The 21176-nt window shown below is 69.1% G+C and carries 20 protein-coding genes; 9 read left to right on the forward strand and 11 right to left on the reverse strand.

Annotated features, from left to right (window positions below):
* Nucleotides 1-28 precede the first annotated feature (28 nt).
* Together ACFY2X_RS40870 and ACFY2X_RS40875 are read right to left on the reverse strand one after the other, a co-directional pair.
* The gene (locus ACFY2X_RS40870) at nt 29-1237 is read right to left on the reverse strand and encodes an MFS transporter (RefSeq protein ID WP_389948737.1); all 1209 of its coding nucleotides are present in this window, start codon (nt 1235-1237) and stop codon (nt 29-31) included.
* 111 nt (nt 1238-1348) lie between these two features.
* Nucleotides 1349-1855 carry a TetR/AcrR family transcriptional regulator gene (locus ACFY2X_RS40875; RefSeq protein ID WP_389948739.1) on the reverse strand — a complete coding sequence of 169 codons (507 nt, stop codon included), beginning with the start codon at nt 1853-1855 and terminating at the stop codon, nt 1349-1351.
* 109 nt (nt 1856-1964) lie between these two features.
* Here ACFY2X_RS40875 and ACFY2X_RS40880 point away from each other — a divergent pair, with 109 nt between their 5' ends.
* Nucleotides 1965-3128, forward strand: a complete 1164-nt coding sequence (locus ACFY2X_RS40880; protein WP_389948741.1) for a cysteine desulfurase family protein — start codon at nt 1965-1967, stop codon at nt 3126-3128.
* Nucleotides 3129-3428: 300 nt separating this feature from the next.
* Nucleotides 3429-4544 carry a L,D-transpeptidase gene (locus ACFY2X_RS40885; protein WP_389948743.1) on the forward strand — a complete coding sequence of 372 codons (1116 nt, stop codon included), beginning with the start codon at nt 3429-3431 and terminating at the stop codon, nt 4542-4544.
* A 122-nt stretch (nt 4545-4666) separates the two neighbouring features.
* Here ACFY2X_RS40885 and ACFY2X_RS40890 read toward each other — a convergent pair whose 3' ends face one another.
* A complete protein-coding gene (locus ACFY2X_RS40890) occupies nt 4667-5713 on the reverse strand; it encodes a DUF695 domain-containing protein (RefSeq protein ID WP_389948745.1) in 1047 nt (348 codons plus the stop codon).
* Between the two features lie 60 nt (nt 5714-5773).
* On the opposite strand from ACFY2X_RS40890, the gene mnmA reads away from it, so the two are divergent.
* Nucleotides 5774-6844 carry a tRNA 2-thiouridine(34) synthase MnmA gene (gene mnmA, locus ACFY2X_RS40895; protein ID WP_389948747.1) on the forward strand — a complete coding sequence of 357 codons (1071 nt, stop codon included), beginning with the start codon at nt 5774-5776 and terminating at the stop codon, nt 6842-6844.
* Here mnmA and ACFY2X_RS40900 read toward each other — a convergent pair.
* From ACFY2X_RS40900 to eccCa, 4 genes are all read right to left on the reverse strand, one after another.
* A complete protein-coding gene (locus ACFY2X_RS40900) occupies nt 6831-7472 on the reverse strand; it encodes an MBL fold metallo-hydrolase (protein WP_389948749.1) in 642 nt (213 codons plus the stop codon). The genes mnmA and ACFY2X_RS40900 overlap by 14 nt on opposite strands.
* A 120-nt stretch (nt 7473-7592) precedes the next feature.
* Nucleotides 7593-8723, reverse strand: a complete 1131-nt coding sequence (locus tag ACFY2X_RS40905) for a transglycosylase SLT domain-containing protein (protein WP_389948751.1) — start codon at nt 8721-8723, stop codon at nt 7593-7595.
* A complete protein-coding gene (locus tag ACFY2X_RS40910) occupies nt 8720-9022 on the reverse strand; it encodes a hypothetical protein (protein ID WP_389948753.1) in 303 nt (100 codons plus the stop codon). Before ACFY2X_RS40910 ends, ACFY2X_RS40905 begins: the two co-directional genes overlap by 4 nt.
* A gap of 74 nt (nt 9023-9096) precedes the next feature.
* A complete protein-coding gene (eccCa, locus tag ACFY2X_RS40915; protein WP_389948755.1) occupies nt 9097-13095 on the reverse strand; it encodes a type VII secretion protein EccCa in 3999 nt (1332 codons plus the stop codon).
* A gap of 144 nt (nt 13096-13239) precedes the next feature.
* Between eccCa and eccD the strand changes: the two genes are divergently transcribed.
* Nucleotides 13240-14685 carry a type VII secretion integral membrane protein EccD gene (gene eccD, locus ACFY2X_RS40920; protein ID WP_389948757.1) on the forward strand — a complete coding sequence of 482 codons (1446 nt, stop codon included), beginning with the start codon at nt 13240-13242 and terminating at the stop codon, nt 14683-14685.
* A gap of 13 nt (nt 14686-14698) precedes the next feature.
* On the opposite strand, the gene ACFY2X_RS40925 is transcribed toward eccD, so the two are convergent.
* Complete coding sequence (locus tag ACFY2X_RS40925; RefSeq protein ID WP_389948759.1) at nt 14699-15133, reverse strand: YbaB/EbfC family nucleoid-associated protein; 435 nt, start codon at nt 15131-15133, stop codon at nt 14699-14701.
* Nucleotides 15134-15257: 124 nt separating this feature from the next.
* Here ACFY2X_RS40925 and ACFY2X_RS40930 point away from each other — a divergent pair, with 124 nt between their 5' ends.
* The 5 genes from ACFY2X_RS40930 (at nt 15258) to ACFY2X_RS40950 (ending at nt 18860) form a co-directional block, all read left to right on the forward strand.
* On the forward strand, nt 15258-15737 hold the full coding sequence (locus ACFY2X_RS40930) for a hypothetical protein (RefSeq protein ID WP_389948761.1): 480 nt from the start codon (nt 15258-15260) through the stop codon (nt 15735-15737).
* 236 nt (nt 15738-15973) lie between these two features.
* Nucleotides 15974-16657: a hypothetical protein gene (locus tag ACFY2X_RS40935; protein ID WP_389948763.1), complete on the forward strand. Its 684-nt coding sequence runs from the start codon at nt 15974-15976 to the stop codon at nt 16655-16657.
* A gap of 114 nt (nt 16658-16771) precedes the next feature.
* Nucleotides 16772-17215 carry a YbaB/EbfC family nucleoid-associated protein gene (locus tag ACFY2X_RS40940; protein WP_389948765.1) on the forward strand — a complete coding sequence of 148 codons (444 nt, stop codon included), beginning with the start codon at nt 16772-16774 and terminating at the stop codon, nt 17213-17215.
* A gap of 14 nt (nt 17216-17229) precedes the next feature.
* Complete coding sequence (locus tag ACFY2X_RS40945) at nt 17230-18285, forward strand: hypothetical protein (protein WP_389948767.1); 1056 nt, start codon at nt 17230-17232, stop codon at nt 18283-18285.
* 14 nt (nt 18286-18299) lie between these two features.
* A complete protein-coding gene (locus ACFY2X_RS40950) occupies nt 18300-18860 on the forward strand; it encodes a type VII secretion system-associated protein (RefSeq protein WP_389948769.1) in 561 nt (186 codons plus the stop codon).
* A 7-nt stretch (nt 18861-18867) separates the two neighbouring features.
* Here ACFY2X_RS40950 and ACFY2X_RS40955 read toward each other — a convergent pair whose 3' ends face one another.
* The 3 genes from ACFY2X_RS40955 to ACFY2X_RS40965 are packed head-to-tail and all read right to left on the reverse strand — an operon-like array spanning nt 18868 to nt 21156.
* Complete coding sequence (locus ACFY2X_RS40955) at nt 18868-19188, reverse strand: hypothetical protein (protein WP_389948771.1); 321 nt, start codon at nt 19186-19188, stop codon at nt 18868-18870.
* A gap of 14 nt (nt 19189-19202) precedes the next feature.
* Nucleotides 19203-19613, reverse strand: coding sequence for a YbaB/EbfC family nucleoid-associated protein (locus ACFY2X_RS40960; RefSeq protein ID WP_389948773.1), 411 nt, complete (start codon nt 19611-19613; stop codon nt 19203-19205).
* Nucleotides 19614-19626: 13 nt separating this feature from the next.
* Nucleotides 19627-21156: a WXG100 family type VII secretion target gene (locus ACFY2X_RS40965; RefSeq protein ID WP_389948775.1), complete on the reverse strand. Its 1530-nt coding sequence runs from the start codon at nt 21154-21156 to the stop codon at nt 19627-19629.
* Nucleotides 21157-21176 lie beyond the last annotated feature (20 nt).

Here is a 21176-nt window from a genome sequence, read left to right on the forward strand (position 1 = left end):
GCGGGTCAGGCAGCCATGGAGCCGCGGGTCAGGCGGCCATGGAGAGCTCGCGCTCGGGTGCCACGGCCGGGGCGGGCACCGTCGTCACCGTGCCGGGGCGGGGCAGGAACCGGGCGGCCAGGGCGATCAGGACACCCAGCACCACGGCGAGGCCGAGCGCCGCCCTGAGCGCGGCCACGTCGGAGATGAAGCCGATGATCACCGGCCCGAGCAGCAGTCCCGCATAACCCATCGCGCCGGTCTGGGCGATGGCCGGGCCGGGGTTGCCGACCGCGCTGCCCGCCAGGGACATGGCCATCGGAGAGACCGTCGCCACCGCGACGCCCACGAAGAGCATGGCCGAGACGGCGATCAGGGCCGTCGGGGCCGTGATGACCACGGCGAAGGTGGCGGCGGTGGCCAGGCCCGCGGTCATGAGCATGCCGCGGGCGCCGAAACGGGCCCGGACGCGGTCGCCGGTGAGGCGGCCGAACAGCATGCCCGCCTCGAAGACCGGGTAGCCCAGCGCGGCCACGGCCTCGGGGGCGCCGAGCACGTTGCGCAGGTAGAGACCGTTCCAGTCGGCGACCGTGCCCTCGACCATGAACGCGCAGAACGCGATCACGCCGAGCAGGTAGACCACCGGCGGCATCCGGTGGCGAGTCTTCGCCCTGTCACCCTTGTCGCTCACCTCGGCGACGGGGTCCGGCAGGTAGGTGCGGCTAATGAAGATCATCAGAGGCAGCGAGAGCAGGGCGATCAGGGTCAGGTGGACCGTGAACGACAATCCCGCCGCGATGGCCAGGGTGCCCAGCAGGCCCGCGGAGATCGCGCCCACGCACCAGCCGGCGTGCATGCCGTTCATCAGCGGGCGGCCGTAGGCGCGCTCGACGGTCGAGCCCTGCGCGTTCATCGCGATGTCGACCGCGCCGAACGTCATGCCGAAGAGCCCGGTGGCGACCAGCAGCAGGGGGAAGGTCGGCGCGAACGCCACCAGGACCAGTGCGATCGCGCAGAGGGGAGCGCCGACCCGCAGGATGCTCCGGCTGCCGAAGCGCGTCATCACCCCGCGCATCGACTGCATGGTGACCAGCGCCCCCAGACCCCACACGAGGAGGGTGACGCCGATCGACGCCTCGGACAGGCCGAGTTTGTCGGACAGCGCTGGAATACGCACGGTCATCGATCCACACATAAGTCCGGCAAGCACGAATGTGAGAACTGCTCCAATGCGAGCGGTCCTCAGGTCGCGGGTCATGACGCAATCCCTTCAATGGATGGTTTGGCTACTGCAAAATGGGCACACATAAATTTGGTCGCTTCCGCAGGAGCGGAAGCGACCACCAATGTGCGCGGAGAGAAAACCCGGTCAGGCGGGCAGCAGGTCCAGTAGGCGCTGCTTCAACTCGGCGTAGTGGTCGTCGTCGTAGAGATCGGGGTCGTGGCTGGCCACGTCCCACACTCCCTCGCAGGCGAGGCGCACGATCTGTGCGGCCACGGGGTCGGGCTCGCCGTCCAGTCCTTCACGGTGCCATCGGGCCATCGCCTCGCGCAGTGGCGCGAGCAGGTAGAGGTTGCCGGAGGCGCCGGTGACCACAGCCCAGCGTCGCAGCCTGCCGGACTGGACGGCGGCGAACGTGGCAAACAGATAGTTCTTGGTGTAGGTGTCGTGGCCCTGGGTGGCGATGAGCTCGTCGAAATCCTCGATCAGCCGCTCGACCATGCCCTTGATCAGGGCTTCTTTCGTGCTGAAGTGATAGAGCAGGCCGCCTTTGCTGCAACCCGCACGCTCGGCGACGGACGCCAGGGTGAGCGCCTGAGAGCCCTGGTCGCAGAGCAGATCCTCTGCCGCGTCCAACAACTCTTCCCGTCTCATGCAACGTACTGTACCGTCCGGACGGTTCAGTGGTCAAGCCGGAGGCGGACTCGCCGCGAGCGCGGATACGCTTGGAAGGCAAGAGAGAGCTGTGGAGGGGAGTACGGCCGTGGAGTCCGCCTATCTCGATCACGCGGCGACCACGCCGATGCTTCCCGAGGCGATCGAGGCGATGACGGCCCAGTTCGGCAGGGTCGGCAACGCGTCGTCGCTGCACGCGGCCGGCCGTCGCACCCGCAGGGTCGTGGAGGAGTCGCGAGAGACCATCGCGGACGTGCTCGGTGCCAGGCCCAGCGAGGTGGTCTTCACCTCGGGCGGCACGGAGGCCGACAACCTGGCCATCAAAGGCCTTTACTGGGCCCGCCGCGCCAAGGGGGCGACCCGGATCCTGATCAGCGCGGTCGAGCACCACGGCGCGCTGGATCCCGCGCACTGGCTGGGCGACCACCAGGGCGCGACCGTCGAGCTGCTCGACGTGGACGAGTTCGGCCGGGTGCATCCGCAGACCCTCCGCGCCGCCATCGAGCGTGACCCGGCCGGCGTCGCCCTGGTCAGCGTGATGTGGGCCAACAACGAGGTCGGCACCATCCAGCCGGTCCGCGTGCTCGCCGCGATCGCGCGTGACTACGGCATCCCCTTCCACAGCGACGCGGTCCAGGCCATCGGACAGCTCCCCGTGGTGTTCTCCGACTCCGGGGTGGACGCGCTGACGCTCTCCGGCCACAAGGTCGGCGGCCCGATGGGCGTCGGCGCGTTGCTGCTGGCCCGGGGGGTGGACCCGGTGCCGGTGCTGCACGGCGGCGGCCAGGAGCGCGACGTGCGCTCCGGCACGCTCGACGCGCCCGCGATCGCCGGTTTCGCCGCGGCGGTGCAGACCGCCGTGGCGAGCCAGGCCGCGGTCGCGGCCCGCCTCGTCGAGCTCCGCGACGATCTGATCCGCAAGGTCCGCCAGGCCGTACCCGATGTGATCCTCAACGGCGATCCGGTGAACAGGCTTCCCGGCAACGCCCACTTCTCCTTCCCCGGCTGCGAGGGCGACGCGCTGCTCATGCTCCTGGACGCCAAGGGCGTGGAATGCTCCACGGGCTCGGCGTGCTCGGCCGGGGTGGCCCAGCCCTCCCACGTCCTGCTGGCCATGGGCGCCGACGCGGTCCGGGCACGGGGCTCGCTCCGCTTCTCCCTCGGCCACACCTCGACCGAGGCCGACGTGGACCGGGTGGCCGGTGTGATCGGCCTGGTCGTCGAGCGCGCCCGCCGCGCGGGCCTCAGCTGATCCAGTACGGCCCGCCCGCTCCGGTCTCACCGCTTCTCCCTGGTGAGAGGCCAGGGGGAGGGGCGTCTCGCCAAGGGGCCGGGTGCGCCGTTCCGGTGCCTGCCGGAGGTGCGGCCTGAGGCCGGGCGGCTGCCGGAGGTGCTGTCTGGGGCCGGGCGAAGAGCCTTGGGAAAGCTGCCCGACGGGTTGTTGCTTGATCGTTATGTGGTGAGACCACACCTATCGGGGCTTTCGGTTGTCTCACATATGGACCGCGCCACGTGAAAAACGGCGCGAATGTGCATATATGAGGAGTAGACCGTGAAAAGCCTCAAGCGGGCGGCCCATGCCTCGCTCGCCCTCGTCGCCCTCACCGCCGTGGCGGCCTGTTCGACGGAAGGCGGTCCGGTCGCGCAGCCCGCGCCCGTCAGGGTCACGGCCAAGGCGGATGCCCCGCCTCCGGCCGGGGGCGCCGCCATCAAGGTCGGGCCGCGGACGGCGCGGACGGCGCGGAAGGCGTCGCTCGGCATCGCCGACATCACGCCGATGGGCGAGGATGCCGAGACCCTGGGCGTCGGCTCACCGATCATCGTCACCTTCGACAAGCCGGTCACCAACCGGGCGGCCGCCGAGGCGGTGCTGGAGGTTCAGGCCGAGCGGCCGGTCGAGGGTGCCTGGCGGTGGGTCTCCGACCGCAAGGTCGTCTACCGCACCAAGATCTACTGGCGTCCGCACCAGAAGGTCACCTTCACCGCCCGCCTCAGCCAGATCCCCGGCAACGAGGGCGCCAAGGACGTCACCCGCCGCTTCGCGATCGGCAAGGCCAACATCGCCGTGGTCAACACCAGAAGGCACGTGATGAAGGTCTATCGCGACGGCAAGATCGCCAAGACCATCCCGATCAGCGCCGGCCGCGGCGGCCTGGTCAAGAACGGCGTGGACGTCTACCTCACCACCAGCGGCATCCACCTTGCGATGGGCAAGAAGAAGGTGGAGACCATGACCTCGGGCTGGCTGGGCGTCACCGACCCCAAGGACCCGCTCTACTACAAGCTGGAGATCCCCTGGGCGGTCCGGATCTCCGACAGCGGTGAGTACGTCCACCAGAGCGCGGGCTACTACCAGTTCCTCGGCAGGTCCAACCAGAGCCACGGTTGCGTGCGCGCCACGCCCGCCGGAGCCAAGTGGTTCTACGACATCGCCCAGCGCGGTGATGTCGTGAAGATCACCGGCACCAAGCGGAAGCTCGACTGGCGTAACGGCTGGAGCTTCTGGCAGCTCAGCTGGAACCAGTGGAAGCAGGGCAGCGCCCTGCCCGCCACGGGCAACGACCAGAACGGTCAGAACAACCAGGGCAACCAGAACGGTCAGAACGGTCAGGGCAACCAGAACGGTGAGAACGGCCAGGGCAACCAGGATGGCCAGGGCGACCGGTAGGGTGTGAGCCACCAGGACGACCGGCAGGGCATAGGCCCTGCCTCAGCCGCCAGGATGATCAGCGGGGCATGGGCCCTGCCTTCCATACTCCCCGGTCCGGCCCGATCCGGACCGGGGTCTGGCTAGGTGAGGAAAGGCGAGACCGCGATCCAGCCGGGGTCGCCCACCACGTCGACCTGGGGCTGGCCCTCCTCCCAGCTCACGACCAGTTCCTTGGCGTGGACGGCGGCCTCGCCCGCCGGGTCGGCGTAGACGTGCAGCACCCGCTGGCCCTCCGCGCTCATGTGCGCGGCGAACACGGCGCTGCCGTTCAGCCTGCCGACCCGCCTGGTGAGACGTTCCTCGAAGTCGCGCAGCGCCTCCAGGGAAGGCCCGACGGGCAGACCGTCGGCGTCGCGGTGCAGATAGGGCAGGGTGATCGCGATGTGCTGGTCGAACAGGGGATAGTCGACGGGGCGGAGCGGGTAGCGGGCGGTGGCGATCAGACGGGCCCCGGTGGCGGTCTCGCCTTCCAGGAGCGCCCACTGCTCGTCCTGGTAACCGGAGGCCAGGTCGGAGACCACGCTGGGCAGATGCACGGCGGGCACCGCGTCGATCGGCTCGAACCCGGAGGCGGTGACGTCGCCGATCCACCGGGCCACGTCGTCCTCGCCGAGCAGCCAGTCGAGGGCGAGCAGGGTGGCCTCGGTCCTGGTCTCGTCGTCCAGGAGGCTGAAGATCGGGTGGTGGGCGATCACGTCGACGCGAGGGTTCCCCATGGGGGCCCGCAGGCCGAGCACGAGCTTGTCCAGCGCGAACTCGTAGCCTCCCACGTCGAGCGTGAGGTCCATGGCGTGCGGGTTGGCCTGGCGGGACGGATGGAACTCCCAGCGGGCGTCGGCGGCCGGTGCGGCGGTGGCCCAGCGGTGCGCGACGGGGCGCAGCTCCGGATCACCGGCGGCGGTGACCACGAGTGCCTGGTCGGCGCTCAGTCCTGGGGCGATCTCCCACACCAGGGAGGGATGGACGACCTGCACCGCGGGCCCGATCCACTCGGCCAGCCGGTCGGCCTCCCCCGCGGCGACCATCGCGTCGAGTTCCGGCCTCGCCTCGGCCCACCACGTCCAGAACTCGCCGATGCCGTCGGCCGGCTCGGCGGTGAATTCGTTCTTGCGCCCGAACAGTCGCATGACCCCGGATTCTCCCAGCCTCACGGGGCGCGCGCCAACGCGGGTACGCTCAAGGGTGTTATGAGACTTCGTGTGCTTGCCGCCATGTCCGGCGGTGTCGACTCCGCCGTCGCGGCCGCCCGCATCGCCGAGGCGGGTCATGACGTCACCGGCGTTCATCTGGCGCTCTCCGCCAATCCGCAGTCGTATCGGACCGGTGCCCGAGGGTGCTGCACGATCGAAGACTCGCGAGACGCCCGCAGGGCCGCTGACGTGATCGGCATTCCTTTCTACATCTGGGACATGGCCGAGCGCTTCCATCGCGACGTGGTCGAGGACTTCGTCAACGAGTACGCCGCGGGCCGCACGCCCAACCCGTGCCTGCGCTGCAACGAGAAGATCAAGTTCGAGGCGGTGCTCGACCGGGCCCTCGCGCTGGGCTTCGACGCGGTGGCCACCGGGCACCACGCGCGGCTCGTCGACGGCGTGCTGAGCCGCAGCCCCGACGAGGGCAAGGACCAGTCCTACGTGCTCGGCGTGCTCACCCGGGAGCAGCTCAAGCACGCGATCTTCCCGCTGGGCGACTCCACCAAGGCCCAGGTCCGTGAGGAGGCCGCGAGGCGCGGGCTCATGGTGGCGGACAAGCCCGACAGCCACGACATCTGCTTCATCGCCGATGGCGACACCCGTGGCTTCCTGAGCGACCGTCTCGGCGCGGCCGAGGGCCCGATCGTGGACGAGTCGGGCGAGGTCGTGGGCAAGCACGAGGGCGCGTTCGGGTTCACCGTCGGCCAGCGCAAGGGCCTGCGCATCGACCGCCCGGCCGCCGACGGCCGGCCGCGCTACGTGCTGTCCATCGAGCCCGTCTCCAACACGGTCACGGTCGGCCCCCGCTCGGCCCTGGAAGTCACGGCCATCACGGCCGTCCGGCCGGTCTGGAACGGCCCGGTCGCCGCGCCGCGTGAGCCGCTGGCCTGCACCGTCCAGCTTCGCGCCCACGGCGAGGTGTACGGCTGCCGCACCCAGCTCTCCGGTGACGAGGTCCACATCACGCTGGACGCCCCCGCCACCGGAGTCGCCGCCGGTCAGGCGGCCGTGCTCTACCTGGGTGACACCGTGATCGGATCGGCCACGATCGCTACGGCAGTGTGACCGACTCGCCCGGCTTCAGGCGGCGCATCTCGGCCTTCTGCTTGTCCGACTCAAGGTTCAGCCACATGTCGATGAGGCCGAGCCCGACGTCGTTGAGCAGGCCGTCGTGGGTGGAGAAGGCCCTGGCCGGGCGGACCTGCCGGAGATACTCCACCATTTCCGACGCCTTCATCCACGGCGCGTTGGTCGGCACCAGGAGCGTGGGGACCTCGACTCCGGGCGGGGTGAACGCGTCGCCGGGGTAGAAGACCTCCTCGTCCACAAGGAAGCCGACGTTGCGGACGATCGGCATGTCCGGGTGGTTCGGGGCGTGCCACTCGCCGACGACCTTCACTCCGAAGCCGGCCGTGTCGAACGTGTCGCCGTGCCGTACGATCTGGATCTTCGCCGGGACGTCGGTCAGCGTGGCCGCCACGCCCTCGTTGGTCCAGATCTCCAGGGACGGGTTGGTCTCGGCCGCCGTGCGCAGCCGGTCGACGTCCACGTGGTCGAAGTGCTCATGGGTGATGAGGACGGTCTGCGCCCCGTCCAGCGCGGACTCCTCGCTGAAGGTCCCCGGGTCGATGACCAGGACCGAGTCGCCCTTCTCCAGGCGAACGCACGCGTGTCCAAATTTCGTGAGCTTCATCATCACAGCCTAGTAGGGGCCGCTTCCGGGCCCGCTCGTCGACCAGAGCGGGCCCGGCACCCGGCTCGCCCAGATTTCGGGGCGGATCCCTGAAGGGATCCGGCGAAGGCGGTCGTGCCGTCAGTAGCCGACGTAGCCGCTGCCGGTCTTGGTCCCGACCACGCCGGGCACGTTCGAGACCGAGCCGTAGCGGCTGATGGCGTAGCGGACACCGGCGATGATGTTGTCGACCGGATTGTAGATGTTCCCGTGCCCGGGCAGCTTGTAGGAGTCGAAGGTCGGGTCGATGGTCTGCATCAGGCCCTTGGACGGGGTTCCCGCGGCCGCGTTGGAGTCCCAGTTGTTGATCGCGTTGGGGTCCCCGCCCGACTCGTGCTGGATGATCATCCAGATGTCGCTCGGGTTCATCTTCTCGACGGGGTACCCGTGCTCCTTGAGGATCTTGATCGCCTCCTCGATCCACCCCTTGACCTTGCCTTCCGGCTCGGGCCCGCCACCGGGCGGGGGCGGGCCGCTCGGCCCGTAACCGCCGAAGCCGCCTGCTCCACCGCCACTGCCACCGCCGTGGCCGCCGCTGCCGCCGTGGCCGCCGCCACCTTTGGGGGACGCCTCGTAGCCGGGCGTCCGCTGCCAGTCGAAGGCGTAGCCGGGCGTCGGCGTGAACTTCTCATCGCCGGGTGCCGGGATGTCCTCGAAAGTGATCGACCGTTCGTCCAGGTGCTTCTTCAGGTCGGCCACCGCCTGGGTGACGGCCGCGTTGGCCTTGCCCAGATGGCCGCGGGCGGCGATGACGGCCTGGTCGACCGACGGCTTGATGCCCGCCGTGCGCTCCTCGTCGGTCTGCTTGGGATTGTTGGTGCAGTAGGTGTTCCACTGGGTGACGAGGTTGGTGGTGAGGGTGTTCACCTCGGACTCGGCGGTGTTGAGCGCTTCGGCGGCGGTGTCGAGAGAGTTCGCGCAGTTCGCCAGCGCGTCGTGCAGCGCGTCTCCGGCCTTGCCGTACTTGCGCATGTGGGTGTCGAACGCGTCCGCCGACTGTCCCTGCCAGGCGTTGTTCACCGTGTTCACCGCGCCGAGGAGCTCACCGGCGTGCTCGTTCACCTTGCCCGCCGCGCCCCGCCACCGGGTGGCGATCGCCTTGATCGACTCCTGGTTGCCGTTGACCTTCATGGCGATGTCGAGCAGTTCCGAGCTGCCCGGAACGATGGGGGTGAGCGGTTCTCTGGGACCGCTCCTGTCGCCGTCGCTCATTTGCGGCCCCCGTCCGAGGTGGCCTTGTGGGCGTCGCGGACGTTCTCCTGCACGGTGTCGAGGGCACGTTCGACAGCTTCGAGCTTGCTCTTGGCGAAGCCCGCCTCGGCGCCGATCGTCTTCTCGATGCCGTCGACGGCCGTGGCCAGCGTGCTGGAGTCCGTCAGCTTCCCGAAGATGAGGGAGTCGGTGGTGGCGGCGGGATACGCGCGGTCGAGGTCGTCGAACTTTCCCGCCACCTTCTTCGTGTTCGTGCGGCACTGCTCAAGTGCGGCGTAATGGAGATCGAGACCCGCCACGTAGCCGACCCCTTCCGGCGTTCGTACAAAGCAGACGAATGTTGATCATAAGGGACATGGTTCCGCTTCGTCCGTCACGCGTTCTCCTCGGGCTCCTGAGGCGGGAGGAACGCGGTCTGCGTCAGGCGCGCGCCGTTCCTCCGGTCGACGAAGTAGCCCCGGCCCGGCGGGAGCGGATGCGGGCGCACGTTGCCGAAGAGCTGGCCCTCGTCCTTGTTGCCGGACAGGATCACCGCGGGGCTGGCCATGTCCTTCATCCGCTGGATGAGCGGGTCGAACATCGCCCGGCCGACGCCGCCCATCGCGCGTGACAGGATCAGGTGCAGTCCGATGTCGCGGGCCTGCGGCAGCAGGTCCGCCAGCGGCAGCAGCGGGTTCGACGAGGTCGCGACGAGATCGTAGTCGTCGACGACGATGTACAGGTCCGAGCCCTGCCACCAGCTTCTCGCCCGGAGCTGCTCGGGCGTGAGGTCGGCCGGAGGCAGCCGCTTGAGCAGCGCACCGCGGACGTCGTTGATCAGCTCGGTCGCCGCCGCGCTGGAGGCGGCGTAGCCGATGCGGTGCTCGGTGGCGGCCGAGTCCAGCAGGGACCGCCGGTAGTCGATCACGATCATCCTGGCCTCCTGCGGCGTGCGCCGGGCGACCAGCCCCTCGGTGATGAGACGCAGCAGGTTGGACTTCCCGCTCTCGGTGTCGCCGACCACGATGAAGTGCGGGTCGGTGTCGAGGTCGAGGATGACGGGCATCAGGGTGGCCTCGTCGATGCCGACCGGAATCTGGCCGGGGCCGGTCTGCGTCGCGTCGGGCAGCGCCGTGGCGGGCAGCACCGCCGGCAGCAGCCGCACGCTGGGGGCGGGGGGACCCTGCCAGGCCTCCCTGATGGCGTCGACGAGCGCGCGCACGCCGACGGACAGGTCGTCGGACTTGCGGACGCCGTCGACCCTGGGGAGAGCGGACAGGAAGTGCAGGCCCTCTCTAGTGAGCCCGCGGCCCGGCGTCGCCTCGGGCACGCTCAGCGCCAGCTTGCGGTTGACCTCGGACTCATAGGCGTCACCCAGCTTGAGCTCCACCCGGGTGCCGAACAGGTCCCGGATGCTCGGCCGGAACTCCGACCACTTGTTGGTGGAGGCGATGACGTGGATGCCGTAGCCCAGGCCGCGTGCGGCCAGATCGGTGACGGCGGATTCGATCGACTCGAACTCCTGCCTGACAGTCAGCCAGCCGTCGACGACCAGGAAGACGTCGCCGAAATTGTCGCCCTCGATCGTCCCGTCGGCGACCTGGCGCCGGTAGCTGATGATCGAGTCGATTCCCTGTTCGGTGAAGGCGCGTTCCCGCTGTTCGAGGAGGGCGGAGATCTCGGCGACCGTGCGGCGGACGCGGTCGCCGTCGAGACGGGTGGCGACCCCGCCGACGTGCGGCAGTCCCTCCAGGGCGGCGAGCGCGCCGCCACCGAAGTCCAGGCAGTAGAACTGCACCTCGCGCGGGGTGTGCATGAGCGCCATGCTGGTGATCAGCGTGCGCAGCACCGTGCTCTTGCCGCTCTGCGTTCCTCCGGCGACGCCGACGTGCCCGGCCGCGCCCGACACGTCCAGCCAGTACGGATCGCTGCGCTGCTCGAACGGTTTGTCGATGAGGCCCACGACGGCATGGAGCTGTCCCCGGCCCGCCCACCCGGTCGTGCTGAGGCCGTACTCCGGCGTGACCGTCAGCGGCGGGAGCAGGTGGGCGAGGGTCGGCGGCTCGCTCAGCGGGGGCAGCCAGATCCGGTGCGGGGGAGGCCCCTGGCCGGCCAGCCGCTTGACCACGATGTCCAGCAGGCTGAGCGAGCCCTGCCCGGCCGGTTCCTCCGCCGCCGTCAGCTCCTTCTTCGGCTCCTCCACCACGGGGATCGGGGCGAACTCCGGGCCGTACTCCACGACCTGCCGGATGGGGCCCTCACCGCCCGCCGCCGCCGCGTGGAGGGGATCCGCCTGGTAGGCCCCGGACACGTAGGCGGCCTTGAACCGGGTCATCCCGGTGGTGTCGAACTTGAGGTAGCCGTTGCCCGGGGCGGACGGCAGCTCGTAGGCGTCGGCGACGCCGAGCACGGTCCGGCTCTCCATCGCGGAGAAGGTGCGCAGGCCGATCCGGTAGGACAGATGGGTGTCCAGGCCGCGCAACCGTCCCTCCTCCAGACGCTGGGAGGCCAGCAGGAGGTGGACGCCGAGAGAGCGGCCGAGCCGCCCGATCATCACGAAGAGGTCGATGAACTCGGGCTTGGCCGAGAGCAGCTCGCTGAACTCGTCGAGCACGACGAACAGCGTCGGCAACGGGCTCAGGTCGACGCCCTGCTCGCGGGCGCGCTCGTAGTCACGCAGGGAGGCGTAGTTGCCGGCGGCGCGCAGCAGCTCCTGGCGGCGGACCATCTCGCCGTGCAGGGCGTCGTACATGCGGTCGACGAGAGGGAGCTCGTCTTCGAGGTTGGTGATGACCGCCGAGACGTGGGACAGGGTGTCGAGGCCGAGGAAGGTGGCGCCACCCTTGAAGTCGACCAGGACGAAGTTCAGGATCTCCGACGAGTGGGTGATCGCCAGGCCGAGCACGAGGGTGCGCAGCAGCTCGCTCTTGCCCGATCCGGTGGCGCCGATGACCAGGCCGTGCGGCCCCATCCCGCCCTGGGCCGACTCCTTGATGTCGAGTTCGACCAGGCGTCCGTCCGCGCCGAACCCGATCGGCACCCGCAGCCGGTTGCGCCCGGCCCTGGGCCGCCACGTCACCGCCGGATCGAGGCGGGTCGGGTCGCCGACGCCGAGCAGGTCGGTGAGCGAGGTGTTCGTCGAGAGCACGTCCTGCGTCTCCCCGCCCTTGGCGGTCGACACGCGCAGGGGGGCGAGCTGCCGGGCCAGGCCCTCGACCCGCAGGAAGTCCAGCCGGTCGGGGTCGCCGAGGCGGGTCGAGGTCCGCTTGCCCGCGTGATCGATCTTGATCATGAAGAAGCCGTCCGGCTGGATGTCCAGCCGGAGCGTGCTCTTCTCCTCGATCGGTCCCGCCGAGTTGGACAGGTCGATCACGGTGACGCCCTGGATGGCGTCGGTGCCGAGCTGCGACTCCTGCGGCACATGGCCGCCGTCGATGATCAGCACGTGGTACGGCAGGGCGTCGGGAGCGGGGCCCGGCTTGAACCGCGCGCGCTCCTTGAGCTCCCCGCCGACCAGCCGGTCGAGCTCGGAGAGGTTCTCGGCCATGAGACGCACCTGGCCGGCGGCGTCGGACTCCTCGGGGTGCAGCGCATGGGGCAGCCACTTGACCCAGTCCCACTGAGCCATCCACTCCTTGCTCGCGCACACCATGATGCGCATGTCGTCAGGGGAGTGGAACACGGTCATCTGGGCGATCATCGCCCGCACGAGCTCGCGCATGGCGACCGGATCACCCGTCAGGTTGATCCGGGCGAAGGAATGCAGGGCCACGGCCACCGGGAGTTCCGCGACCGTCGAGTGCGCCCGGACGAACCTGCGCAGCGCACCGGACGACAGGGCGTCCAGATCCTCGACCGGCTTGGAGTCCGGCGGGATCAGCTGGACGGCCAGCTTCTGCACACCCGTGCCGAGCCGTACGGTGCCGAAGTCGTCGTCGCGGGGCCGCCGTTCCCACAGGCGCTGGCTCATGGCGACCCACCACAGGGAGTCGGGGGCGGGGCCGCTCCATTCGAGGGCCTCGCGCTGCTGGACGGCCGCGCGCCGCACCTTCCGGCGAACCTGGGACAGATACCGGAAGTAGTCGCGGCGCAGGCCGTTCAGCCGCTGTTTGCGCTCACCGGACTGCCGGCCGATCTGGCCCACGGTCATCCCCATCATGGACACGGCGAACAGGCCGCTCGCCACGTACATGATCGGATTGGCGTTGCCGTTGGCGGTGAACATCAGGCCCATAGCGGCGCCGCCCGCGACCATCGGCAGATAGGTGAGGATCGCGGTGAAGCCCTGTGACTGGACTTCCGGGATCTCCGGCGGCGATTCGAGCAGGATCTCGCCTCGCGGAGCCTTGGGCGGTGGCCGACGCTCCGGGCGCCGTACGATGACGATGCTCACCCTGAATCGCCCTCCTGATCGTTTGCGCTACCTTCCTACCAGAAAACGTTTATCGCGGCTGTTGCACGCGATCACCGCTCTCCCCGATACCGTATCCGTGATGTCCCTGATGTCCGTGATGCCTGTGGTAGAGGGAGTAGGACTGTGAGGTCGCTGGCTCAACCGCCCGTTCAGGGGCCGGTGCCGCAGGGCGCGTTGGCGCAGTTCGCCGCACCCCTACCGGCTCTGTGCCATGTCACGATCGTGGCTCCCCACAGAAAGGTCGACCTGGCGCTACCGGCGGACATTCCCCTGCCGCACGTGCTGCCGAGCCTGCTGCGCGCGGTGGGCGAGGCCGGAGGCGACTCGGCGTCGGGGCCCGGATGGGTGCTGCAACGGCTCGGCGGCCCTCCTCTCGACATCGGCCAGAGCCTCGGGGCCCTGGGCGTGCTCGACGGCGAGATCCTCTACCTCCGGCCGCGCGAGGCCGTCCTGCCTCCGGCCATGTTCGACGACGTGGCCGATGTGATCGCCACGGGCGTCACGGAAGGTCCCGGGAAATGGGGTGACAAGCACACTCGCCTGGTGGGCCTGGGGGTCGCGATGGCGACCCTCGTCACCGGGTCGGCGGTCATGGCGCTGGCGGGACCGCCGTGGACGGTCTCCGCGGTGGTCGCCGGGGTCTTCGCGATCCTCCTGATCATCGCCGGCACCGCGCTGTCCCGGGCCCTGGGTGACTCGTCGTCGGGTGCGCTGATCGGCTACGCGGCTCTGCCGTACGGCTTCTTCGCCGGGCTCATGGCACCGGCGAGCGCCGGAGGCCCGTTCGGCTTCGGCGCGCCGAACATGCTCGCCGCCTTCGCCTGCGTCGGCCTCGTGGCCACCATCAGCCTGATCGCGATCGCCGACGGCGTGCCCGGCTTTCTGGGCGCCGCGATCGCCTCGATGGTCGGATCCGTGAGCGCCGCCGTCGTGATGTTCTCCGGGGCCTCCCCCGCGGGGGTCGCCGCGGTGGCCCTCGCGATCCTGCTGGCGCTCAACCCGCTGGTCCCGATGCTGTCGTTCCGGCTCGCCCGCTTGCCGATGCCCACGATGCCGACCAGCGCCGAAGAGCTGCGCAACGACAACCAGCAGGTCGACGGCGAGTCCATCGGTGAGCGCACCATCCACGCGCAGCGCTACGCGACCGGGCTGGTCGCCGGCACCGGCATGGTGGCGCTGGTCGCCCAGCTCTACCTCGTGATGAACGGCGGCTGGGTCGCCGTGGCCACCACGCTGGCGTTGTCGCTGACGCTCATCATGCGGGTCCGTGTCTTCCACGGGTTCGGCCAGCGGCTCTGGCTGATGATCTCCGGTGTGGCCGGGATCCTCGCCCTCGTGATCTCCCAGGTCGCCGGCGCGGGCGGCGTCGTGGCGCTCGTCGCGGTGATGGGGCTGTTGTGCGCCGCGACGATCTCGGCGAGCATGGGCCTGTGGCTGCCGTCGGGGAAACCGTCCCCGTTCTGGGGGCGCGCGGGCGACATCCTGGAGATCCTGCTGATCGTCGCGCTGTTCCCGCTCGCGCTCGGCGTGCTGGACGTCTACTCCTGGGTCCGGGGCCTGGCCGGTTGAGACGCGGGGGGCGTCACTGGTCCCGGTGGTCGCGGTTCTTCAACCGCTCCATCCTGGCGATCCCCTCACTGATCTCCGCGGCGAAGGAATCCTGGAGCTCCTGGAACTGACGCTGCATCGTTTCGAGCGCGTCCTCTCCGCCGAGCGGGAGCGCCACCAGCTCCCGCATCTGGCTTTCGTGGGAGTCCTGCGCGGCCTGCAGCGCCTCCACGATCTCCTCGGAGAGGGTCTCGCTGTCCAGCCGCATGCCCCTGGGGTTGATCTTCACCTCGGTCACCCGGCCGTTGGCGTCCACGCGCGCGGAGACCGTGCCGCTGCGGCTCTCGCCTTCCCCGATGATCTCGCTGAGGCCGTCCATCGCCGAGGTGAGGTCACGCAGGGAGTGCTCGCTGTCCCGCATGACCCGGTCGAGATCCTCGAGACGAAACTCTGAATTGTTGAATTCCATGCGCCCAGGGCACCGGCCATGGGTTAACTGACAGCCAGCGATTGCCGTCCAGCCGGTTAAGTGATCATGAAGATCCTCTTGTGAGGCTGGGGGCGGGAGGAACCGTCGACAAGAATCCTGATCTGTGAACAACAGCACTGTCACGACGCCTCCTCCGTTCGACCCGTTCGCTCCGGGCGCTTCGTCTCCTGCGCTGGACCCGTTCGCTCCGGACGCTTCGTCTCCTTCGTTCGACCCGTTCTCTCCAGAAGCCCTGTTCGCTCCGTTCGCCCCATCGCCGACCCCTCCGTCGCCGACCGCCGCCGGGCCGGACGTCCACATCACATCGGACGCGATCGACTTCACGCGCAGCCGCCTCGAGAACGAGCTGAAGGAGGCCGTGGCGTTCGTCCGGAGGATGCTCGACACGGTTCACATCGACTCTCCCGGGTTCGGGCTCCTGGGCGAAATAATCCTGGGAGGCACCTACAGGGCCACGTGCCGGCAGGCGGACACGGTGCTCGGTGAGGCCGAGGACGTCGTCGACGGCTGGTGCAACACGCTCACCATCGCGAAGCGTAACTGGCGGGCGGCCGAGGACCACAGCATCATCAGGCACCGCTGATGTCTGGGTATTACGGGAACGTTCCCCCTCCCTCGCAACCGGTGCCCTGGCCGCACAACCCGTATGCGACCCCGCGGTTCGGGCCGCCCCCCAACATGGCCCCGCGTCCCGCCATGTCTCCGCCCCCCACCATGCCTCCGCAGAGGCCGATTCCCTATCCGGCCAATCCGTATGCGACTCCGCAGTTCGGGCCGCCCCCGCAGATGCGGGAGCCGATCGGCCCGAAGGTGCTGGACATGCTGAAGAAGGCCGGCAGGTGGTCGGGATATCTCATCCCGTTGATCATCATCGCGAGCACGGCGATCGCCAACGAGCCCGACATGGCGCAGGCGGCGGGGCACTGGAAGAACCGCATCTCCGGCAGCCTGGACGACGGGATGAAACAGCTTCTCGCGCAGATCGTGGGCACGTCGAAGGAAGGCTGGATCGCGAAGGACCAGAAGGAGCTTGAACGGGTCATATGGATCTTCCATCGGGAGATCGGCGTCCTGCGCGGTGCCTTCGCCGACATCGCGAAGATGGTGGACGATGTGGCCTCCTCCTACCGCAGCTACTGGGAGAAGATCGGGACCATGGTGATCTCGGCGATCATGCTGATAATCGTGGCCAAGCGAATGCAGCTTGTGCCGCAGGCGAGGCCCTGGGGCATGCTGCTGGAGAAGTCCGTCGCGACCGCGGCCACCGGAACGACCGCCATCTTCACCAAGACGCTGGCATCCATCCTGACGGCGGGAAACGGTGTCCTGACGAACGCGATCAAGAAGGATCACCAATTCCACCACATCATGCCGAACGGCGAAGCGAAGGTGAACTTCCGCGAGGCGACCCTCGACTCCAGCAAGTATCCGTCGTTCCAGTCTCCCCCCGCCCCGAACCAGCTCCCGAAGGGTCACGAGCGCTTCGACTGGATCGAGCCCTAGGCCGCCCCGATCGAGGCCGTGTGGGGCGTAACTTTCGTCTGGATTGCGTAGAACGGGCGGTGCGGTTAGCTTGCTGCGCAAGTGATCAGCGGTGCCTGTGAGAGGAAGCGATTGATGGCGGCCCCCGGGAACTACGAGAACATCGACGTCGACAAAATCCTGAAGTACACCTCAGGGCACTTCGCCCGCGTGGATGAAGTGCAGAAAACCATGGCCACGGTGGTCGGGCGCGCTCAGGACGAGGACGGGCTGGTCACCGTCGAGTACGCCGGCAACGGGCTGCGCGAGCTCGAACTCCACCCCAAGGCGATGCGGCTGAACGCGGGCGAGCTCGCCGAAAAGATCAAGGAAACCATCCGTGACGCGGCCTTCGACCTCCAGGAGCAGCTCAGCCAGGTCATGGCGGAGGCGTTCGGTGAGGAGGACAACCCCATGCGGTTCTTCAACAACCCCGACGCCATCCTGGAACAGGCCAGGGATGCGGAGGCGGCCTACAACAAGACCTTCGAGAACGTGATGAACGAACTCGACCGCATCGGCAGCCGCCTCGGCCTCTGAACCCGTAGCTCGCTGTGGCGCTGCAACCCCCGCCCGAACTGGCCGCGGTCATGAACGTTCTCTTTCGCTGGCCGGTCGTCAACGAGGATCTGCTCCTCGCATCCGGCCGGCGATGGGTCGCCTTCGGGACGACGATGCTGCGCGGCGTGTCGACCGCCAGCGCGCATGTCGCCCGGACCACGTCGCGCAACGAGGGCGACGACGTGCGGATGCTTGAGCAGGAATCGCGGAGAACCTCGGGCCAGGAGGGCGACGCGGCCCTCGCCGCGCTGCTCATCGGCTCCGCGCTGCAGCTCTCGGCCCTGGTCGTGCTCGTCATGAAGGCGGCGCTGATCCTGCTTCTCGCACGGTTCCTGATGCGCCTCAACCAGCTCGTCACGGCCTCGGCGCCCACCGGAGGAGCCTCCCTGGCGGGCATTCCCGCCCTGGTGGACGGCTCCCGCCTGGCTGGACGCGAGGCCGGCCGCAAGACGGGCGAGCTGATGGAACGCAGCACGCGGCGTCTGTTCGAAAAAGCCTCCCAGCTCCTGGGAAAGTCTCCGGCGCGGCAGGCCGGCAGGCCCATGCCCCCGCACCGTCCGCCGACACCCCTCCGCGGCCCGGACAACTACCTGGAGGCGGCCGCCGACAAGAACATCGACGTGAAGAAGATCACCCCCTATCCGATCTGGCGGAGAGAGCGCGAGCCGGTCTACCGGGCCAGCAGCCGGCCTCCGGATGAGATCTTCGAGCAGGGGCTCCACCCGCGGGATCCATCCATGACCAACCTGGGCGACTACGTGAACAAAGGCACGCCCTCCGCCTTCGTGGGCACCAGCGAGCGCCGGGACATCGAGAACGTCTTCCCGCGAGGCTACGTCTACGAGGTGGACGCCCCTGGCGGGATCGACGTCAACAGCACGATTCCCGCGGCGGCCGCCCGCCTGGGCCATGAACGGGAGGTCGCCTTCCCCGGCGGCGTGCATCGGCGCTACATCTCCGGTGCCTGGCCTGCGGGAGTGCCCAAGACGCCGGAGAACTTCATTCCCAATCCCCACTACGACCCGTTCCCCGGCTACCCTCAGGGATGACCAGGAGGATTCGAGTGAACGACGCCCCACCGCCTCCGCCGCTCACCGACGAGCTGCGTGAGCAGGCACGGCGCAGCCCCGGGACGTGGCTCTACGCGGTCGATCCCTTCTTCGACCCCGACGGCGAGGTGCCACCGTACGGCATCGTCGGCGCGTGGCGGGCCGACGAACGCGGCGAGATCACCGGTGAGTTCCGGCACAACCCGAACTACCGGCCTTCGCCGGTGGCGCTCGGCTATCCCGAGCCGACCGATCCCGTGGACGGCGCCATCCAGCTCAGCTCGACCGGTTACGCCACGGGGGAGGACATCGCCCCCTTGTTCCTTGCGGCCGATGTGGTCGTGGCGGCCGGCCCGGACCGGGGCATTCCCGTGTTCGACACCGGTGAGGGCCGGGCGGCCTTCGCCTACACGGCCCAGCCCCACCTGCCCGGCGAGCCTCCGGAGGGTTCCACGGGATGGCAGCGGATTCGCGGCGGCGACCTGGTCGCCCTGCTGCCTGCCGACGTCGGCGTCGCGATCAACCCTTTGGGTCCGGCCGGTGTGATTTTGCCCCACGCCGACCTGCGGCGATGATCGACCGTCACACCTGTCGTACGGCCCGCATGATCCGCTCGGACTCCTCCACGCTGCGCTGCTCGGCCGACCGGTGGTTCACCGACATCACTCCGACGTTGCCGCCCGTCGTCAGGTGGCGTTCCGCAAGCGACGTGTAGACCTCCAGCGCGCGCTGGGTTATCGCGTGGTAAGCCGCGCCCACCATGCTTCCCAGTTCGTCGTCACCCCACGGGTCGCCTTCCCCCTCAAGGTAGGCGCGGAAGTCCCGCAGTTCCTCCAACCGGCTCGTGCCGGTCTCGCGCAGGCCCGTCTCGGTGTGCCGGAGGTCCGTGTGCGAGATGGCCACGTCGTAGTTCCCGTTCAGCGCTCCTCCAGCCGTCGTACGGTGAACTCGATCCCGGCCGTGAACTCGCCCAGGCGGCGCATCATCTCGTCGTGAACGTCGTCCAGGCTTTTGACGAGCGGCCCGGGGTCCAGGGCGGCCGCCTGCTCCAGACCGGGCAGACCCGCGCGGAGGTCGTCGAGGGCCGCGTTCACCGCCGTGAGGATCTCCCATGCGAGGTCCTTCGAGGCCATGCGCATGACCCGCGGATTGAGGGTCAGCTCGCGCAGCCGCCCGTCCGGGCCGGCCACGGCGCTCACCTGCCCGCCCGCCGCCTGACCGCTGCCCTGAAGCGGCTCCTCCGCCGAGTCCTGCGAATTCCCGGCCTCGGAGAGGAGCCGCCTGGTCTCGGCGATCAGCTCACCGAAGCCCTGCCCGATCTGATGCACGCCGACCCTGCTCTCACTCGAGGACGGCAGAGGTGGTCGTCTGCTGCTGAGGGGCCCAGTGGTTCTCCGGTGCGTAGATCTCCCGGTCGCGTTCCTGCTTGTTCTCCTCGCCGCCACCACCTCCCAGCGGGGGCGGCATGAACGAAGAGCCTGCCCCGCCCGCGCCCGGGCGTATGAGGCCCAGCTCGCTCGTGGCCGCCGCCCCCATGCTCTCCCCGCCGAACACCGTGGTGGGACGGATGTCGCGGAAGGGGGTGATCACTCCGTTGGGGTTCAGCAGGCTGTTGGTGTTCACCGTGCTGGGACCCACTCCGGTGGGAGTGGGATGGGTGCCGATGGTGTTGGTCAGCGGGTTCAGCCCGGTCTGGCTGGTCGTGTGCGGTCCGGGGTTCAGGGGATTCTGGTTGAGGCCCGCCAGGTCGGTGCGCTGGGACGGGTTGTCCGACCCTCCGATGACGGGTGGAACGCTGTGCCCTGTCCCGTCCTGCTGGCCGGGACCCGTTCCGCCGCCCGGCCCGTTCTGGCCGCCGGTTCCACCGGTGCCGTCATTACCGCCGGTGCCGCCCGTTCCGCCGGTGCCGCCATCGCCACCGCCGCCGTTATTACCGCCGGTTCCACCGCCGCCGTCATTGCCACCGCCGCCGTTATTACCGCCGGTTCCACCCGAACCGTCATTACCGCCCGATCCGCCCGAGCCGCCGGATCCGCCTGTCCCACCGGACCCGCCGTTGTCGCCCGACCCGCCGGTGTCCCCCGAGCCTCCGGGCGTGTTGGAGCCGGGCCTCCAGGTTTGGGTCGGGCGCTGGTGCGTGGTCTTCGTGGTGACCACGGTGATGGGCGGGGCCTCTTCCTTCGGCTTGAAATCGATCGGCTCGACGGGGGGAATGTCGAAGGCCAGCCCTTCGGCGAGCGTGGAGTTGATCGTGTCGATCTCTTTGTTGAACTTGCGCAGGTGCTCCTGGGCCGGTGCGTCCGGGTCGAGCTTGGGTGTCAGCGTGGGCAGGCTGGTGGTCGTAGGTGTGGGGATGGTTTTTGGGGTGGATGTAGCAGTAGGGGCAGATGTGGGTGTGGTGGAGGGGGTGGATGTGGCGGAAGGGGTGGGGGCGATGCCGGGAGAGGGTTTGGGTGTCAAAGGCAGGGGAGCGGGCGGCAACGTGTCGCGGTAGTGCTTGAGCCGTTCCGCGTACCGGGAAACCGATTCGCCGGTCGACTGCATCGCGTCGCCGAGGGCTCCCGCGGTGGCATGGAGCTTGCGGAGCACCTCCTGCACCTTGGCCGCGTCCTTGCCTTTCCACACGGCCGCGAGGTCATTGGCCGTCCTGCTGAGCGAGGACTGAATGCCGAACTCGCCTCCACCGCCGCCTCCCTTGCCGCCCAGGAGCTTGGCCGCGGAGCGAAAGCTCTCTCCGGCGCTTGCCAGCCGGTCCGGGTCGGTGGCCTTCAGCAACGCCTCGATCTGAGCCCTGGTGAGCTTTTCCTCCTCAAGGCCGTACAGACTCGGATAGATCCTGATCGGTTCCCAGCCCTGGTTTTTGGACCCCATGGTTATATCCCCGCTGTAAC

The organism is Streptosporangium sp. NPDC000396 (genome assembly GCF_042898655.1).
Classification (GTDB): Bacteria; Actinomycetota; Actinomycetes; order Streptosporangiales; family Streptosporangiaceae; genus Streptosporangium.

Bases quoted from the DNA above. Each gene is read 5' to 3' on its own strand.
- ACFY2X_RS40890 (WP_389948745.1), bottom strand. From the start codon at position 5,713: ATGCGACTGTTCGGGCGCAAGAACGAATTCACCGCCGAGCCGGCCGAC.
- ACFY2X_RS40900 (WP_389948749.1), bottom strand. From the start codon at position 7,472: ATGAAGCTCACGAAATTTGGACACGCGTGCGTTCGCCTGGAGAAGGGC.
- ACFY2X_RS40875 (WP_389948739.1), bottom strand. From the start codon at position 1,855: ATGAGACGGGAAGAGTTGTTGGACGCGGCAGAGGATCTGCTCTGCGAC.
- mnmA (WP_389948747.1), top strand. From the start codon at position 5,774: ATGAGACTTCGTGTGCTTGCCGCCATGTCCGGCGGTGTCGACTCCGCC.
- ACFY2X_RS40870 (WP_389948737.1), bottom strand. From the start codon at position 1,237: ATGACCCGCGACCTGAGGACCGCTCGCATTGGAGCAGTTCTCACATTC.
- ACFY2X_RS40965 (WP_389948775.1), bottom strand. From the start codon at position 21,156: ATGGGGTCCAAAAACCAGGGCTGGGAACCGATCAGGATCTATCCGAGT.
- ACFY2X_RS40925 (WP_389948759.1), bottom strand. From the start codon at position 15,133: ATGGAATTCAACAATTCAGAGTTTCGTCTCGAGGATCTCGACCGGGTC.
- ACFY2X_RS40905 (WP_389948751.1), bottom strand. From the start codon at position 8,723: ATGAGCGACGGCGACAGGAGCGGTCCCAGAGAACCGCTCACCCCCATC.
- ACFY2X_RS40935 (WP_389948763.1), top strand. From the start codon at position 15,974: ATGCTGAAGAAGGCCGGCAGGTGGTCGGGATATCTCATCCCGTTGATC.
- ACFY2X_RS40940 (WP_389948765.1), top strand. From the start codon at position 16,772: ATGGCGGCCCCCGGGAACTACGAGAACATCGACGTCGACAAAATCCTG.